17 protein-coding genes and 1 pseudogene are annotated in these 17,082 nt (G+C 44.1%); 15 read left to right on the top strand and 3 right to left on the bottom strand.

Annotation, left to right across the window (positions count from 1 at the left end):
- Window positions 1-293: 293 nt before the first annotated feature.
- The 5 genes from E2L07_RS00780 (at window position 294) to E2L07_RS00760 (ending at window position 6,513) form a co-directional block, all read left to right on the top strand.
- A complete protein-coding gene (locus E2L07_RS00780; protein ID WP_053430508.1) occupies window positions 294-1,436 on the top strand; it encodes a cysteine desulfurase family protein in 1,143 nt (380 codons plus the stop codon).
- A 4-nt stretch (window positions 1,437-1,440) separates the two neighbouring features.
- Window positions 1,441-2,655, top strand: coding sequence for a tRNA uracil 4-sulfurtransferase ThiI (gene thiI / locus E2L07_RS00775; protein WP_134228574.1), 1,215 nt, complete (start codon window positions 1,441-1,443; stop codon window positions 2,653-2,655).
- 93 nt (window positions 2,656-2,748) lie between these two features.
- Window positions 2,749-2,955, top strand: coding sequence for an alpha/beta-type small acid-soluble spore protein (locus tag E2L07_RS00770; protein WP_010899345.1), 207 nt, complete (start codon window positions 2,749-2,751; stop codon window positions 2,953-2,955).
- Window positions 2,956-3,105: 150 nt separating this feature from the next.
- Window positions 3,106-4,689 (top strand): acyl-CoA synthetase MbcS, encoded by a 1,584-nt coding sequence (mbcS, locus tag E2L07_RS00765; RefSeq protein ID WP_134228573.1) that lies wholly within the window; start codon window positions 3,106-3,108, stop codon window positions 4,687-4,689.
- A gap of 234 nt (window positions 4,690-4,923) precedes the next feature.
- Window positions 4,924-6,513 (top strand): amidohydrolase, encoded by a 1,590-nt coding sequence (locus E2L07_RS00760; RefSeq protein ID WP_053430511.1) that lies wholly within the window; start codon window positions 4,924-4,926, stop codon window positions 6,511-6,513.
- A gap of 42 nt (window positions 6,514-6,555) precedes the next feature.
- Here E2L07_RS00760 and E2L07_RS00755 read toward each other — a convergent pair whose 3' ends face one another.
- A complete protein-coding gene (locus E2L07_RS00755) occupies window positions 6,556-7,353 on the bottom strand; it encodes an NAD kinase (protein ID WP_134228579.1) in 798 nt (265 codons plus the stop codon).
- A 141-nt stretch (window positions 7,354-7,494) separates the two neighbouring features.
- Here E2L07_RS00755 and sppA point away from each other — a divergent pair, with 141 nt between their 5' ends.
- The 9 genes from sppA to E2L07_RS00710 all read left to right on the top strand — a co-directional run bounded on the left by sppA (window position 7,495) and on the right by E2L07_RS00710 (window position 15,835).
- Entirely contained in the window at window positions 7,495-8,490 is a 996-nt protein-coding gene (gene sppA / locus E2L07_RS00750; RefSeq protein ID WP_134228572.1) for a signal peptide peptidase SppA, read from the top strand.
- 10 nt (window positions 8,491-8,500) lie between these two features.
- Window positions 8,501-9,037 carry an RDD family protein gene (locus tag E2L07_RS00745; protein ID WP_134228571.1) on the top strand — a complete coding sequence of 179 codons (537 nt, stop codon included), beginning with the start codon at window positions 8,501-8,503 and terminating at the stop codon, window positions 9,035-9,037.
- Window positions 9,038-9,128: 91 nt separating this feature from the next.
- Window positions 9,129-9,806: a DUF2953 domain-containing protein gene (locus tag E2L07_RS00740; RefSeq protein ID WP_053430513.1), complete on the top strand. Its 678-nt coding sequence runs from the start codon at window positions 9,129-9,131 to the stop codon at window positions 9,804-9,806.
- 33 nt (window positions 9,807-9,839) lie between these two features.
- Window positions 9,840-10,283 (top strand): GerW family sporulation protein, encoded by a 444-nt coding sequence (gene ytfJ / locus E2L07_RS00735; protein ID WP_010899338.1) that lies wholly within the window; start codon window positions 9,840-9,842, stop codon window positions 10,281-10,283.
- Between the two features lie 191 nt (window positions 10,284-10,474).
- Window positions 10,475-10,975: a thiol peroxidase gene (tpx, locus tag E2L07_RS00730; protein WP_010899337.1), complete on the top strand. Its 501-nt coding sequence runs from the start codon at window positions 10,475-10,477 to the stop codon at window positions 10,973-10,975.
- Window positions 10,976-11,181: 206 nt separating this feature from the next.
- On the top strand, window positions 11,182-12,174 hold the full coding sequence (locus tag E2L07_RS00725) for a class I SAM-dependent methyltransferase (RefSeq protein ID WP_010899336.1): 993 nt from the start codon (window positions 11,182-11,184) through the stop codon (window positions 12,172-12,174).
- A 502-nt stretch (window positions 12,175-12,676) separates the two neighbouring features.
- Window positions 12,677-13,864 (top strand): acetate kinase, encoded by a 1,188-nt coding sequence (locus tag E2L07_RS00720; RefSeq protein WP_041820809.1) that lies wholly within the window; start codon window positions 12,677-12,679, stop codon window positions 13,862-13,864.
- Between the two features lie 157 nt (window positions 13,865-14,021).
- On the top strand, window positions 14,022-14,969 hold the full coding sequence (locus E2L07_RS00715; RefSeq protein ID WP_010899334.1) for a 3'-5' exoribonuclease YhaM family protein: 948 nt from the start codon (window positions 14,022-14,024) through the stop codon (window positions 14,967-14,969).
- A gap of 26 nt (window positions 14,970-14,995) precedes the next feature.
- Window positions 14,996-15,835 (top strand): EcsC family protein, encoded by an 840-nt coding sequence (locus E2L07_RS00710; RefSeq protein WP_134228570.1) that lies wholly within the window; start codon window positions 14,996-14,998, stop codon window positions 15,833-15,835.
- A 113-nt stretch (window positions 15,836-15,948) separates the two neighbouring features.
- Here E2L07_RS00710 and E2L07_RS20690 read toward each other — a convergent pair whose 3' ends face one another.
- Window positions 15,949-16,107, bottom strand: coding sequence for a hypothetical protein (locus E2L07_RS20690; RefSeq protein WP_153231713.1), 159 nt, complete (start codon window positions 16,105-16,107; stop codon window positions 15,949-15,951).
- A 70-nt stretch (window positions 16,108-16,177) separates the two neighbouring features.
- On the opposite strand from E2L07_RS20690, the pseudogene E2L07_RS21695 reads away from it, so the two are divergent.
- Window positions 16,178-16,357, top strand: a pseudogene (locus E2L07_RS21695) (IS5/IS1182 family transposase); the annotation flags it as partial.
- On the opposite strand, the gene E2L07_RS00700 reads toward E2L07_RS21695, so the two are convergent.
- On the bottom strand, window positions 16,346-16,660 hold the full coding sequence (locus E2L07_RS00700; RefSeq protein ID WP_010899331.1) for a hypothetical protein: 315 nt from the start codon (window positions 16,658-16,660) through the stop codon (window positions 16,346-16,348). The pseudogene E2L07_RS21695 and the gene E2L07_RS00700 overlap by 12 nt on opposite strands.
- Window positions 16,661-17,082: the final 422 nt, after the last annotated feature.

Below are 17,082 nucleotides of genomic sequence, written 5' to 3'. Positions count from 1 at the left end.
CGGCCACGAACGGTGACATAGGGCCAGGAAATAAGAAAAACTCCACAAAAAAGGTTCCAAGCACTTATTATTTGCTTGGAACCTTTTTACTTACTATTTTTGGCTAGTTTTGTCCCAGCCTCTTTTTACTTTACTATTTGTTACCACACGACGCTTGTGGGTAGTTATATGAATGTAGGTCGTTACGGCCAAAAAGTGGGAAACAAGAAAACAAAAAGTTTTTTCATTTTCTTGCCACACGAGGTATGCTAAGATTATGTGATGCACAATGAGTAGAGAAAAGGTGAGGACGGATGATTTATTTGGACAATAGTGCAACAACGCGTCCGTTTATGGAAGTAGTTGATTCCTACACGAAAGCCTCGCTGACGTTTTTCGGAAACCCTTCTTCCCTTCATCGAATGGGAACGGAAGCGGAGCAGCTTCTCCTTAAAACGAAAGAGCAGATAGCGGGGATTTTAGGAATAAGTTCTTCAGAGATTATTTATACATCTGGGGGAACGGAAGGCAACAATTTGGCCATCAAAGGAACGGCCTACCAGTTAAAAGGTAGAGGAACTCATTTGATTACAACTGCCGTAGAGCATGCGTCTACAATTGAAGCTTTTCGGTCACTTGAAGCAGAAGGTTTTAAGGTGACGTATTTAAAACCAGGTCCGACTGGACAGGTAACCGCAGAGCAGGTGAAAGCAGCGTTAACGAATCAGACGATTCTTGTTTCCATCATCCATGTGAACAATGAGACGGGAATCATCATGCCTGTTGAAGGGATTGGCGAGCTGCTTAAAGGTTATCCAAAGGTACGCTTTCACATTGACCATGTGCAAGGCGCTACAAAGGTTCCGCTCCGTTTGGCACACGGCTTGATAGATCTTGTGACCTTTTCCTCCCATAAATTTCATGGCTTAAAAGGAACGGGTTTTATATATAAAAAAGACGGGCTTCGTTTGACCCCCCTTTTCCATGGCGGCGGACAAGAAGGAGCGCTTCGTTCAGGAACGGAAAATGTAGCTGGTGCGGTTGCTACGGCAAAGGCATTGCGTATGGCGATGGAACTGTATGAGGAAAGGCACGACAAGCTTCTACAATTAAGAAATCAATTGCTTGAAGGATTAAGTGAAATCGAGGGTGTTGTAATTAATACACCAAAGGAGTTGGCCGCACCTCATATCGTTAATTTCTCGATCCCCAAGATGAAGCCAGAAGTGATCATTCAAGCTTTGTCGAAGCGAGATATCCATGTTTCCACAAAATCGGCTTGTTCCACGAAACGTTCGGAGCCTAGCCATGTTTTGCTTGCAATGGGAGTAGGGAAAGAGCGGGCGAACAGCGCGATTCGCCTTAGCTTATCGTATTTAACAACGGAGGACGAAGTGTCCAAAACGTTGCAGGAGTTGCAACATTTAATCCCTGAATTATTGGAGGTTGTACAATAGGACCATGTTAACTTTTGACCATATTTTAATACGCTATGGTGAGCTCGCCTTAAAAGGAAAAAACCGTCATATGTTTGAAAAACAGTTAGTGCAAAATATTCGCTCGGTGCTAAAGCCGTCGTTTCCTCGGTTGACGTATCATCGGACGTTCGGGAGAATTTTACTCGGACTAAACGGCGAAGATCCAGTGCCAATTAAAGACAAGCTACGGAAAATTTTTGGGATTCACTCTTTTAGCTTAGCCATTCGCGTTACGAACGAACTGGACAAGATGAAACAGGCCGCTCTTCACGCGTTACAAGCGAGCGAAGGAGAGGTACGAACGTTTAAAATTAATGCGAGACGAGCTTATAAGCCATTTCCGATTTCCTCTTCTGAGTTGAATCATCATTTAGGCGGCTTTGTCCTGGCGAACACGGATCAAATCAGCGTCGATGTACATTCACCTGATGTGGAAATTAAGGTGGAGGTACGGGAAAGCGGGACATACATTATGACAGGTGAATTTAAAGGACTTGGCGGCTTGCCAGTTGGGACAAGTGGAAAAGTCTTATTAATGCTTTCGGGCGGAATTGATAGTCCAGTGGCAGGTTATTATTTGTTGAAGCGCGGGGTTACTCTTGAAGCGATTCATTTTCATAGCCCGCCTTTTACGAATGAAAAAGCCAAGCAAAAAGTGGTGGATTTAGCGGCCAAGCTAACGAATTTCGGGGGTCAAGTGAAGCTGCATATCGTTCCATTCACAGAACTGCAGAAGCACATTCATGAAAAGGTGCCATCGAATATGGAGATGACGATTATGCGGCGGATGATGCTGCGGATCAGTGAAGGCATTGCGAAAAAGATAGATGCGCTTGCGATTGCAACAGGGGAAAGTCTAGGACAGGTTGCAAGTCAAACATTGCACAGCATGAATACGATCAATGAAGTGACGAACACCCCTGTGCTCCGGCCACTCCTTACGATGGATAAAGAAGAAGTCATTACGGTTGCGAAAGAAATCGACACCTTTAATATTTCCATTTTACCGTATGAAGATTGCTGCACGATTTTTCTTCCTCCAGATTCAAAGACGAAGCCGACGCGTCAACAAGCAGAGAAATTTGAGCAATTCGTCGAAACAGAAGCGTACGTTCAAGCAGCAATTGAGGGGACAGAAACCATGGTGATTAAAAGCGAAGCAGCAGTCTCAAAAACAGAGATGGATGAGCTACTCTAGCGACCCTTTTACAATCTCATTAATTACCAGTTCGTTGTTTGCATGTTTTTCACCTCTGAGAATCATTCTATAGGTACAAAGGAGGTGAGACACATGGCAAGATCAAACAACTCTAACCAATTAGTGGTTCCTGGTGTTCAACAAGCACTTGATCAAATGAAAACAGAAATTGCACAAGAGTTTGGCGTACAGCTTGGTGCTGACACAACTTCTCGTGCGAACGGTTCAGTTGGTGGTGAGATCACAAAGCGTCTCGTAGCTATGGCTGAACAACAAATGGGTGGGTTCCAACAACAATAACAAAATAAATGGCTTGAAAAGGGAGCGGGAAACCGCTCCCTTTCGCGTATCTTATCTTTCCATGTCATATTATTTTTTTGTATAAAATATTCAAAATAAAAAATGAATTCAGTATAATGGTGAGGAAGTGGAATGAAAAGGGGGAGCGCTATGAAAGTGGAACACATGGCACCGGAAGAATACAATCTGACGGAGGAACTTGACGTATTTGCAAGGGACGTAAACCGACTCGCCATTCGATTTTTAGATGATAAGGGTCATCGGAAAGACATTTCGTATGCCGAGTTAATGAATACCGTTCATCAATATGCGAATGCGTTAACCAAGTGCGGACTTAAGCGGGGAGACAAAGTGCTTGTGGTGGTACCAAGAATTCCAGAAGCGTATTATTGCTATTTAGCCTGTTTAAAGGCGGGAATTGTTATTATTCCTTGTTCCAACATGCTTCGGGCCAACGACTTTGTTTATCGAATTCAACATTCAGAAGCAAAAGCCATCATCGCCCATGTTCAAGCAACCGATGAAATTGACAGCATGAGTGTTCCTCTTCCTTCACTACAGTATAAATGGGTTATTTCAGGCACAAAATCAGGATGGGAATCGCTAGAAGATGTTGCAAGGAATGAAAGCGTTTCCTTTGAGGGTGTGAAAACAAGACGGGACGAAATGGCGTTTTTGCCTTACACCTCGGGAACAACAGGTAATCCAAAAGGGGTTGTCCATACCCACGGTTGGGCTTATGCTCATTTGCAAACAGCAGCGAAACATTGGCTTGGCGTCCGTGAAGGGGATCTCGTCTGGGCAACGGCTGCTCCTGGATGGCAAAAATGGGTGTGGAGCCCGTTTTTATCAACGATCGGTCTAGGGGCAACCGCGTTTGTCTACAATGGTCCTTTTGATCCGAACGAGTATTTAGCCTTGTTAGAGAAAGAAAACATCAATGTTCTATGCTGTACGCCAACAGAATATCGTTTTATGGCGAAAGTAGACAATCTCAATCGCTACCGTTTTCCCCATTTGCACAGCGCGGTGTCCGCGGGAGAGCCGCTGAGTCGAAAGGTCATTGAGACGTTCCGAGACACGTTTGGGATCAACGTAAGGGACGGTTATGGGCAGACCGAGAACACGCTTTTAGTCGGGACGATGATTGGCATGGAACAGCGACCAGGATCGATGGGGAAGCCAACACTTGAAGGGCAAGTCGTCATCGTGAATGAGGATGGTCAGCCTGTGGCCCCTCACGAAGTCGGAGAGATTGCCGTACATAAGGATGCGGCTGCTTTATTCAAGGAATATTATCGGGAGCCTGAGCGGACCGCTCAAGCGTTTCGTGGAGACTACTACATTACAGGGGATCTAGCAAGAATGGATGAGGATGGCTTTTTCTGGTTTGAGGGGCGCAGTGACGATATTATTATTAGTTCAGGTTATACGATCGGACCGTTTGAAGTAGAGGATGCTTTGACGAAACATCCAGCGGTAAAGGAATGTGCGGTTGTCGCGAGTCCCGATGAAGATCGCGGAGCCGTTGTGAAAGCGTATATCGTTCTGAATGATTCCACGAATCTAGATAAGGAAGCGCTCAGCAAAGAGTTGCAAGATCATGTGAAAGCGCACACCGCTCCATACAAATACCCAAGAAAAGTGGAGTTTGTCGAGTCGCTACCGAAGACTATTTCCGGAAAAATTAGGCGTATCGAATTAAGACAACAAGAGCAATTGAGGGCACAGTAACAACGAAAAAGGTTGATGCCTAAAGAGTGGGCACAACCTTTTTCACTTTTTAGATAGATACTTTCTTTAGAACAGTGATTTCTATCACTAATGGCTGTTCAGTCAGTGGTACATTTAACAGGTCTATGCCCAGAGAGAAAGGCGCGAGGATCTCTGCCTGCCCTTGTCAATCGGCCAGTTGTTTTGGCAAGATAAAGGAAGATAGAACGCTGATAAAGGAAAGGAATGCAGGCGATGGGGACTCTTTGGTGGAATGGTACTTTTTTTACGATGGTGCATGAAGGCGATCAAGTGGAGGCCGTTTTTACAGAAGACGGAAAAATTGTCGCGATAGGAACAGCTGAAGAATTACGGCAGAAATATCGCACACGCATCAATCAGGAGATGAATTGTGATGGGGCTTACGTATATCCCGGATTTGTTGACAGCCATCTCCACATGATCGGTCATGGGGAAAAGCTTTTACGTTTAGATTTGTCGACAGTAATGAACGCAGAAGACATGCGTGAAAAGCTAATGGAGCGAGTGGCCCTCACAGAAGAGGGAGACTGGGTAACAGCAGAAGGATGGAATGAGAATAACTTTCCTGATCAGAAAATTTTTCATCGTAACGAGTTAGACGAGATCGCACCGAATCATCCGATGATTTTGACACGAGTCTGTCGCCACGCGATTCTCGTCAATTCGAAAGCGCTGCAGCTAGCAGGGATTTCGAAGGATACAGCAGATCCTCCGGGAGGCCGAATCGTCCGAGATGAGCTCGGTGAACCGACTGGGTATTTCCTTGACACGGCCCAAGAGCTCGTCAAGCGAGTAGCGCCATCTGTTTCAGCAGCTTACTTAGAACGAGCGTTGGCAGCAGCGGTAGATGATATGGTGGCAAAAGGATTAGTTGGAGGACATACGGAGGATTTAGGCTATTACCTTGGATTCAATCAAACCTTTGCAACCTTTCAGAGAGTAATTGATGGAAATACGAGACGATTTCGAGCTCATTTGCTCGTTCATCATGAAGTGATTGATGACATGATAAAAGCGGGATATTGCAAAGGGCCTGTAGGTGAATGGTTAGAGTTTGGAGCGATGAAAATTTTTGCCGATGGAGCCTTTGGTGGTCGGACGGCTCTTTTAAGCGAGCCATATTGTGATGCCCCAACAACTTCAGGTGTCGCTATTCATACGCAGGAGCAATTAACGAACCTTATCAAAAAAGCACGCCAATACAAACTTCCTGTAGCGATTCATACGATAGGGGATGAGGCGCTCAGAATGGCCATCACATCCATCGAAGCCCACCCTGTCACCGAAGGACGAGATCGATTGATTCATACACAGGTCACTCCTCCGTCTTTGGTTGAGCGAATGAAAAAACTAAAGGTCATCTTAGATATTCAGCCAGCTTTTGTTCCAGCCGACTTTCCTTGGGTCGAAGAAAGGCTCGGCAATGAGAGGCTTTCGTACTCATTTGCTTGGAAAACGTTGCTGAGGTCAGGGATGGCACTAGCAGGAGGATCGGACGCGCCGATCGAAGAGGTGGATCCTCTTTATGGAATTTATGCCGCTGTGGCACGAAAAAAGGCGACCGATCAACATGAAGGATACTTGCCGGAGGAGAAGTTGACACGTTATGAGGCGTTACAGCTTTATACGACAGGAAGCGCTTATGCAATTGAGCGGGAACATGAGCGCGGAAACATTCGGCCTGGCTATGTCGCTGATTTTACGATGTTAAACCGAAACTTGTTCACGTGCAGGGAGGAAGAACTTTTAACGACACGAGTAGAAAAGACGGTTATCGGTGAGGCGATTGTCTTTCAGGCATAGGATAAAGGGAGCCATTCGATCCGAGTGGCTCCCTCTCAGTCATTATAAGAAGTTTCGCTGCACTTTGTGCCAGAATGTATTGTCTTTCAACTTCAACACTTTTACTTGCTTGTCCGAAAGGCGAATTTTAATATCCTCTGCGTGACGGATGCTCAAGGCTTCATTGTCGGCTCCGATAATCGGGAAATCATTGCCGTCTTGAACCACTTTCAAGCGGAGTGTTCGGTCTCCACTTAGAAGAAACGATGTCCCGAGCGTTCGATACGTATTGTTATTTAAGGAAGCGATTTCGCTTACTTGTAAGGATGGAAGTCGTGGATCAACAACTGCTCCCCGTACCGATTTGTTGTATGCGGTGCTTCCAGTTGGTGTGGATACAATCATCCCGTCGCCGCGGAACGTCTCAAAATGCATGTCATCAATGAATACTTCTAAGACAAACGTTTTAATCACGTTGGAGCGAATCGAGCATTCATTTAAGCAGTAGAACGGTTTTTCATCGTCAATGGTAACCTCAAGCGTTGAAAGTCTTTTCACTTCTATATTTTGATTTTCAAATGCTTCAAACATTTTATCTATTTCATTGATCGTAAAATCGGGATAAAATCCTTCACGATCTGTGCTCACGCCTACATAAAGGCAATCGGAACGAAAATTCGTTTTACGTGTTGCTTGCAAAAAGGCATTATTTCCACCAACACTGACGATAATATTCGCTTTTTGAACATCATCGACAACGTTCAATCCTTGAGAGGTGGCGAGTTGTTTGAGCGGCTCCACCGTTTCTTGCATCGACTTGGTGTGTTTGTAAAAAAAGTAGATGTTGTTTTTGTCTTCCATCCTCATCGTTCCCTTCCAAGAATAAATTCCTCCCTTACATCATAACCTGCTTGGAGACATTCATCCAATGATAAGTGTCTTATTTTTCTATTTATGTTATGATTACCGTTGAAATAGCAGTACGGTGAGGAGTGAAACGTCATGATGAGTCGAAAAAGGTGGTTAGCTTTAATTGCGGCGGCGATGTTATTTGTCGCGTCGGCAGCCATAAGTTTAGTCTCGAGTCCAGCGGTGGACGTCGACGAGTGGGTAGGAACAGGTACGTCGTATAAGCAGACAATCGTTGAGACAGGTACAGATTTTGGAAAGTCCATCGCGATTTTGGAGTTATCGGGAGTCATTCAAGATACGGGATCAGCTCCTTCCCTACTTAATACTGGGGTATATCACCATCGCGACTTTTTAAAGCAGCTAGAAAAAGCAGGCGAAGATCCAAATATAGCAGGAATCATTTTGCAAGTGAATACCCCAGGTGGTGGAGTGTTAGAAAGCGCAGAAATTCATAAGCAGGTTGAGGAAATAGTTCAGGACAGTGAGAAGCCGGTATATGTATCAATGGGAAATATGGCAGCGTCAGGCGGTTACTACATATCGGCACCAGCTACAAAAATCTACGCCCATCCACAAACCATTACAGGTTCCATCGGTGTGATCATGCAGTCGATCGACATTTCAGGTTTAGCTGAAAACCTCGGAATCGAATTCAACACGTTTAAAAGTGGGCCATATAAGGATATTCTATCGCAAACACGTGAGGTAACAGACGAGGAAGAAGACATTTTACAGACGCTTGTCGATGAAATGTACGATGAGTTTGTACGAGTGATCGTAGATGGCCGCGGAATGTCTGAAACAGAAGTTCGGGAATTGGCAGATGGTCGAATTTATACGGGTAGTCAAGCGGTGGCTACAGGTTTAGTAGATGAGCTTGGCGGTTTGGATGATGTCATTGAGTCGATGAAAGAAGATCTTGGCGCGGATTATAATGTCATCAGGTACGAGCATTCTCTCGGCTTGTACGACTTCTTCTCGATGTCAACGAATCGATTTTTGTCACCAAGCTATGAACTCCAAAGCATCGAGCGGCTATTGAACCAATCGAATACGCCGACTCTACAATATTTATACGCAGAATAGGGGGAGAATAATGGATCAAGCTATTCCGAGACGACGGTTTTCGCTTCGTCATCAGAAAAAAGAAGAGGTTGTTCAAGAGCAATCTTCCCCACCAGAAGAGATTCAAATGGATGAACAAGAACCACAGGTTCGTTATGCGGGCTTCTGGATGCGTTTCTGGGCTTTTCTTCTTGACCTTGTGGTGATTTTCAGTATTAATGCTATTGTCGTATATCCGACCTTTCGTTGGTTTGGGCTGAACATTCAACTGTCTGTCTGGTCCTTGGAAGTTATTTTAGCCTCTTTGATCGGTTATGCTTATTATGTCATTATGACCAAAGAATATGGTCAAACCGTTGGGAAGATGGTTTTTGGGTTGAAGGTTGTGAATCAACAAGGAGGCCCCCTTTCATGGGGAGAGGTGCTGTTCCGTGAAGTCGTTGGGCGCTTTCTTCATCAAGTATTCGCACTGTTTATCCTCCTTTACCTAGTGGTGGCGTTTACGAGGAAAAAACAAGGGATTCATGATATGATCGCTGACACGTATGTTGTCCATGAAGAATCATAACAGAAGCCTGCTCCTTTTATAGAGGGAGCAGGTTTATTTTTCCTTTGTTCGTATATACTAAGGGCGACCTGAGAAGGGAAGAGGAAGCGGGGTGGACATTTTGAGTTGGCTTGTTTGGCTAGGCATCATTCTCTTTCTTATTGGACTGTTCATTGCGATAACAAAAATTAATGTGACGATCCGTTATCATCATGATGGTGATGATGATTTACTAGAGGTACATATGTCTGCCTGGAGAGTGTTTACCTATACGATTTCAGCCCCTTTGATTAAAGTGGATGTCTCGTCCGGTTCTTTTATTGTGGAAGAGGATCAAAAGATGGGAGAAGCTACCACTTCGAGTGAGAAAGGGAAAATACGCTTTGAAACGATCCTAAAAGATATCCAGGAATTCCAAGATTTCGTTCGACATGTGGCCGGTTTTTACCGTATTGTTCGTCGTTTTTTGCGCCGGATTCGTGTACATCAGTTGGAATGGTCGAGTGAAATTGGAGTTGGTGATGCAGTATGGACCGGAATGCTTCTTGGTGTCGTTTGGACATTTAAAGGGACACTCTGCGGGTTTATTGGGAATTTCATGCGTCTACAAACGATGCCAAAATTAGCGGTATTCCCCCATTATCAGCACAAGGTGTCCAAAACAAAGTTTGTGTGCATGTTCTCCTTTCGCCTCGGGCATGCTATAGGCACAGGCTTGTTGGTCTTGAAGCATTGGAAGAAGCGCCCTTCTGTCAGACTGTTTCAATCCCGTGAATCAATGACCGGATAAAAAAGAAGTAAATGCATCTAAAGGAGGTTTCCCATGTCAGATCATCCGATTCAAGGGCTTATGAAAACGGCAATGGAAAATTTAAAAGAAATGGTGGACGTGAATACCATTGTTGGCGATCCAGTCGAAACACCAGATGGCAGTGTCATCATGCCTGTCTCTAAAGTAGGATTCGGATTTGCCGCGGGTGGTAGTGAATTTATGGTGGATCAAATCGGTGATCAGCACTCGGCTTCTCACCCGTTTGGTGGAGGAAGCGGTGGAGGAGTATCGATTACACCGATTGCCTTCTTAGTCGTCAATAGCCATGGCATTAAGATGGTTCATATTGATGGCAGCACTCACCTATATGAGAAGCTTGTCGATTTTGCTCCTCAAGTAATTGAAAAAATTCAACAAATGCTTGGGCAGAACAGAGGAAACGCAGGCAACAATTATACGAATAATATGTATAATCAGCAACAACCGCCAGTATAAAAGAAGGATGGGAGGGTTCCCATTCTTTTTTCATTTTTGGAATGTAAACTTCAATTGCAGTAATTAAGACTTGGCGAGAAGCCGCTACTCTGTAAATTCTAATTTTTCGCTCCAGTTGGCGCCATTTTTATTGATCCGGGCAAAGGGACAAGGTAAGATGAAAGAGAAGCTTTTACTAAGGAGGAGAATCGATGGCGTCTATCACATTTAAAGGAAATCCAATGACATTACTAGGTAACGAAGTAAAGGTAGGAGACAAAGCCCCAAACTTTACGGTTCTTGCAAATGATTTATCACCTGTGACTCTTGACGACTCAAAAGGAAAGGTACGTTTAATTAGTGTCGTTCCGTCTATTGATACAGGAGTATGTGATGCGCAAACACGCAAATTTAACGAAGAAGCAGCAAATCTTGACGGCGTTGAAGTATTGACCGTTAGTGTGGATCTTCCATTTGCACAAAAACGTTGGTGCGCAACGGCCGGCTTAGAGCAGGCGAAGACGCTATCAGATCATCGGGATTTATCGTTCGGAAAAGCATACGGTGTCGCGATTGAAGAGCTACGCTTATTGGCTCGTGCCGTATTTGTCATCAATGCCAATGATGAAGTAACATATGTTGAATATGTATCAGAAGCGACAAACCACCCAGATTACGAAAAAGCCATTGAAGCTGCAAAAGCAGCCCTTTAAGCATTCTAGGAAAGCGTCTCGTTTGGAGGCGCTTTTTCTTTCACTTTAAAGAAGGTAAACCTCGATAAGAGAAACGTCGCTTCCACCAATAAGACTAGGCGGTAAGTTTCGTTTTTCTAATATCGTCCGTTTCTCTTTTCAACCTTTCTCAGATTGGTTACAATGGCATAATGATAGGTTGCTGTACGTAGGGAGGACAAGGACATATGGAAGCACAAACAGTGATTGAAAAGCTATATACTGCGCTTGATGAAGGAACGACGGTGCTTGCCAAAGAGCAGGATGTCACTTACTTAGAGGCTCTTGCCGAGATGGGAAACAATATTTTTTATCAAGAGGTGCGCCAGGAGGTTAGTGAAGTTAGCCTAGCTTCTTTAGAGAAAAAAGTGCAAGAGGCTGCGACTCTTGAATTGCAAGCGGAGACCGTGCGCAAAGCATTTCAGCTAGCGGTTTTAAAAGGAATGCGCGAGGCTACCCAGCCTCATCACGCCATGACTCCAGATGCCGTTTGTGGATTTATGAGCTATTTACTTAATAAAGTGACCGCTTCTTATCCGAAGGGGTATACGATTTTAGATCTAGCCGTTGGTTCTGGAAACTTATTGACAGCTCTTTTAAATCAGTCCATGCAACCGGCAAACGGATTAGGTTTTGAAGTGGATGAGACGCTTCTTAAGCTTGCTTTCGTGAATGCAAATTTGCAGGAGCGTCAATTGGAATTATTTCATCAGGACAGTTTGCAAGTTTCAAAACAAGGGACAGTCGATATTGTCGCGACAGATTTACCCGTGGGCTACTACCCTCGAGATGATGTAGCAGAACGGTTTTCATTAAAAGCAGCAGATGGACATTCGTACATTCATCACTTAATGATTGAACATGGAATTCGGCAAGTGAGAGAAGCTGGGTATTTGCTGTTTGTTGTTCCGAATGGATTATTTAATAGTCCTTACGCCCAAGATTTGCATGCTTTTTTAAAGGAAGAGACCGTTATTTTGGGGCTGCTCCAATTACCGAAATCAATGTTTAAGGCTGAACAACACGAAAAGAGCCTTTTATTGTTACAGAAAAAAGGAGAAGGGGTCCGCCCTCCACAGCAAGCGTTATTGGCAGAGCTACCGTCCTTTACGAAGCGGGAAGCTCTTGCAGATATGGTCCAACAAATCAATAAATGGTTTGATGAACAGCTTGGGCTGTAGGGATAGCGCGGGGAGAGAATCGTGCCTCGCGTTTTTTCGTTTTTTTGACAGCGAAATTTTATTCAATGATTTCTTCTACATCCCCACAGAATTCTAATCCTACATGTTGTGAGTCTTCGTTAACTTTAGCAATGAAGATCATTCATTCAAGGCTCCGTAATCGCCAAGTTTTCCTTTATTGATTCTTTGCAAAGTGAGAGTATTAGCACGAGTTAAATCGGATAAAGAATGAAAGAACAAAAGGGACGATCACTTTGCCATAAAATTTGCCGTTTCTAACGCTTTTGATAGAAGCGTCAAGGGGATTTTCCCATCAATTCATATCTAGCCAATACATGGAATTAAGAAAAAGCGGTTTCAAGTCAGAAAATAAAGAATTTGAAAGTTTACGTTAGAAAATCGGCGATTTTACTTGAAAACTGAAGATTCTGGTGCTTAAATGGGTAAGGTAATAAAAAAGGGTCAACGTGAGGATTCATCAAAAAAGGAGCTGTCATAAAACATGGCCAAAATTATGGCGATTAATGCTGGAAGTTCTTCTTTGAAGTTTCAGCTGTTAAATATGCCGGAAGAAGAACTAGTCACAAAGGGCGTCGTGGAACGGATCGGTTTAGGTGATGGAATTTTCACCATTGAAGTGAAGGGCGAAAAAGTAACAGAAACATTCGATATTCCCGATCATGCTTTTGCCGTGAAAACCCTTCTGGAAAAGCTAACGTCCCATGAAATCATTCAATCGTTAGATGAGATTGAAGGCATCGGTCACCGTGTCGTTCATGGTGGTGAAAAGTTTAACGATTCGGTTTTGATCACTGATGAGGTCATTCAAGGAATCGAAGAATGTAACGAACTAGCGCCGCTCCATAATCCAGCAAACATTGTTGGCATACGAGCGTTTAAAGAAGTGTTACCAAATGTTCCAGCTGTCGCTGTGTTTGATACGGCGTTTCACCAAACAATGCCGGAAAGTTCATTTTTATACAGTTTGCCTTATGACTATTATAAAGAGTTCGGAATTCGTAAATATGGATTCCACGGAACATCTCATAAATACGTGTCTCAACGTGCGGCAGAGCTGCTTGGCCGCCCAATTGAGCAATTGCGTCTTCTTTCCTGCCACCTCGGAAACGGTGCGAGTATCGCAGCGATTGACGGGGGAAAGTCAATTGATACGTCGATGGGCTTTACGCCACTAGCGGGTGTGACGATGGGAACACGTTCGGGTAACATTGACCCTGCACTAATTCCGTTTATTATGGAAAAAACAGGACAAACGGCAAATGAAGTGATCAATACGCTGAATAAGAAAAGCGGTCTTCTCGGCGTGTCTGGTTTCTCTAGTGATTTGCGAGATATTGAAGAACAAGCTGGAGAGGGGAATGATCGAGCTGAATTAGCCCTTGAAGTATTCACCTCCCGCATTCACAAATATATCGGTTCCTATGCTGCGCGTATGAGCGGTGTTGATGCGATCATCTTTACGGCAGGGATCGGGGAGAATAGTACGGTCATTCGTGAACGAGTGTTACGGGGACTTGAGTTTATGGGTGTATACTGGGACCCTTCCCTCAATCAGGTTCGCGGGAAAGAAGCATTTATTAACTATCCACATTCACCTGTAAAAGTACTCGTCATCCCAACAAATGAAGAAGTGATGATTGCAAGAGACACTGTACGATTAGCGCAGTAACGAAAGGGGCTCCACGAGTGGGGCCTCTTTTTTACGAGAAAAAAGAGGTATCGTTCTAAGCACATGTGTTTACGGTTTTATACGACATTGGTCGCTTTGCTTTTCCCTTTCGCTTGCCCTAGAATAAGAAGAGAAGAAAGGAAACGAGGGATGACTGTTGACACGTTTTCAAGACCGTCAAGAGGGGGAGCGCGTCGTTGATTTTTACATGATTCGTGATCGTGAAGTGAAGCGGGCCTCGAATGGGACGGATTATTTGAACTTAACGCTTGAGCGAAAGTTGGAATACATTCCTGCCCGGTTATGGGATGCGACGGAACAGCATAAGCAGGCGTTAATTCGCCGCGCTGTCGTGAAGGTAGACGGCGTTGTCACGGTTTATCGTCAGCAAAAGCAATTGAACATTCAGCGAATCCGTCTGGCCACAGACGAAGATCCAGTGACCGTAGCAGAGCTTATCTCAAAGCCTGGACTTTCGAGGGAAGAGCTTTGGCATGAACTGCGAATGATCATTGAAGAAATCCAAGATGAAACGTTGCTCAAACTAGTGAAAACGATGCTAGGAAAAAAGGAGATTCGCGAACGTTTTACGACGATTCCTGCGTCGAAAGCAACACATCACCCGTATTATGCTGGCCTTTTGGAGCATGTGGTGGAAGTTTGTCAAAGCATTTTGCAGCTTAGCCTAATCTATGGAACGATCAATCGGGATGTGGTCATTGCGGCAGCGATCTTACACGACATTGGCAAGGTAGCAGCACTCCATGATCCATTTGCACCTGAATACACCGATGAAGGAGAAATGATCGGTCATGTTGTGCTTGGGGTTGAACTCATTAACCAGACAGCGCAGGAACTAGGTATTTCTATGGATGAGCCGATCCTTCTTGCCGTAAAGCATTGTATTCTCAGTCAGCGTGAGCAAGACGAAGGCGCGACAAGCTTTGTCTATGGTCCTAAAACGAAGGAAGCGATCTTATTAGCAGCTCTCGATCAACTAAATGGAAGATTGAATAGTTTTGAGTTAATGGCGTCACATGCGGAGGAGCGCTGGACGTATTCACCACTGTTTAAACGAAAAATGTTTACGCCTGACAATGATTGAACGACGAATGAAAAGTGGGGATGGCAATGAAAATGAACAAAGATGAGCAAGCGCTTTGGACGGAAATTGAACGATGGGAAGATGCGTTTTTTGCCCATGAGACAACGGACTTGGAAAAATCTTATCAAAATTGGATTGATAAAAGTTTCGCCCAATTGGGGGAAGAAAAGCAGCAACAATTGTTAGAAAAAGTCGATGCTGTCTTGTTTCAGCTCCATGCAGTCTTACAAAATAGTCGATCATTAGATGATTTTCGTGAGCGGACGCTGCTTCATGCAAAAGTATTTCAATCAGACATTGAAACGATTGAAGAGATGAAAGGACTTTCCGTGAATGAACTTCGTTTTCTAGCTGAACAACATATGGCAAAGCAACGATTGCTTGCTCTTGGACAAGGGGGGCTAGCAGGGATGGGCGGAGCCTTATTATTGGCACTAGATTTACCGGCTTTAATGGCATTACAGCTCCGTTCGTTGCAACAGCTTGCCCTTACATATGGATATGAAGTCAAGCATCCGTTAGAAATGATGCTCATTTTAAAGCTGTTTCATGTTGCAACCCTCCCGAAGGCTTATCAAGAACCTGCATGGTATGGATTGTTTCGTGAGATCGAACGAACCGATGAATACACTCCTCATTTTTACGGGAGTGGCCAACAAATTATCGCGTCGCCTTGGACACAGCAGTTGATTCGTCAAATTGGGAAAAGTGTTGTCATTTCCATGTTAAAGAAAAAAACGATTCAAGGGGTTCCGCTTATTGGAATGGCCTTTGGTGCAGGAATCAATTACCGAAACACACGTCAAGTATTAGAGATCGGCCACCGTTTTTATCAAAAACGTCTGTTGCTCGAAAAATATTTGTAGCGAACGCAAAACGGAGCTGTCTCAAAAGTCTATCTTTTGAGGCAGCTTTTCTGATTTGTTCTAAATCGCGACTTGGCGGACGCTTTCACCACAGGCACAAGTGCAACATCGACTCACGCACACTTTGTTTGCATTCGTCGTGTTTTCTTTGCCGCGGGCAACGCTCCAGCTTCCTCGAGAACCCCACTCTCGGTGATCTTCCGCTGTTGCTTTTCCCGCAGGAGTCGCCGCCTTGTCGCTCGTTCGACTCCCATTAACACGCGAAAGAACATACAAAAAATCGCCCAATCGTTTAAAATGAAGGTACCACTACCAAAATTCAAACGAAAGAAGGCGATTTTTTTGCGTAACCAAACGGCTACTTATCAGCAGTATACCATGAATCAACTCGTGCTTCCTATGGATTTTTCCGATCTCATTCCAGAGAACCATGTGGCACGTGTGGTGAATGACATGGTCGAATCGTTGGATGATCAGCTATTTGACGAGGTGTACTGTTTGTCTAAAAGGTCAGCTATGCATGCGTTCAGGCATCGTTTGATTAGCACGGAACCAGATCCATAGATCATTAATGACAGAGGCAAGCTCAGCAATTTGTCGGTTCAGTTCACAGGAACGGTTAAAATCTTCTTCCACTTCAAGCTGCTGTTGATAGAGGTTAATTTGCTGCTCAATTTCTTTCACACGATCAGGGATGACGCCACGAATTTGTTCCCACTCAACTAAAATCGCATCTTGGAGAGCAGGTGCATACTGCTCCCATTCATGAGAAAGTACGGGCAAGGCAATACCGAGACGAGAGTCATATTCAAACCGGTAATCCATCAAGCATCCCTCCTTTTATAAGTATAGACTCTCGGCATTCGCCGAGCTTTGTGGTTCAAGGATTTTCCTCAAACCAATTTATTTCATCCCTCCTATTTTAGGTGGGATTTTTTAATGTTCATTTTTTAAAACTGGAAATTAATTATCAAAATATTTTCTCGAATTCGACAAGAAACACTTGACTTTTCAAAAACACCACAATAATCGCCGGTGAAGGGATTATTTTCCCTTACTACTTGTGATTGAGGTGCCAAAATGAAACCAACGTTTATTGCACACGAAACTTATCAAAACTTCGTTCTAAATCAGTTAAATGCCCATTATTCTGGCGGCATTCTTACCCTTGTTAATAAGGATTGGCCAGTAATTAAAAAGCTTTGGATAACTGATCTCTCTTCGGTAACTACATGGCTTGGTGATTC

The sequence above is a fragment of the Halalkalibacterium halodurans genome (assembly GCF_004376175.1).
GTDB classification, from domain to species: Bacteria; Bacillota; Bacilli; order Bacillales; family Bacillaceae_D; genus Halalkalibacterium; species Halalkalibacterium halodurans.
Note: the sequence above shows the minus strand (reverse complement) of the source record. Positions and strands in the feature narration are given on the sequence as shown.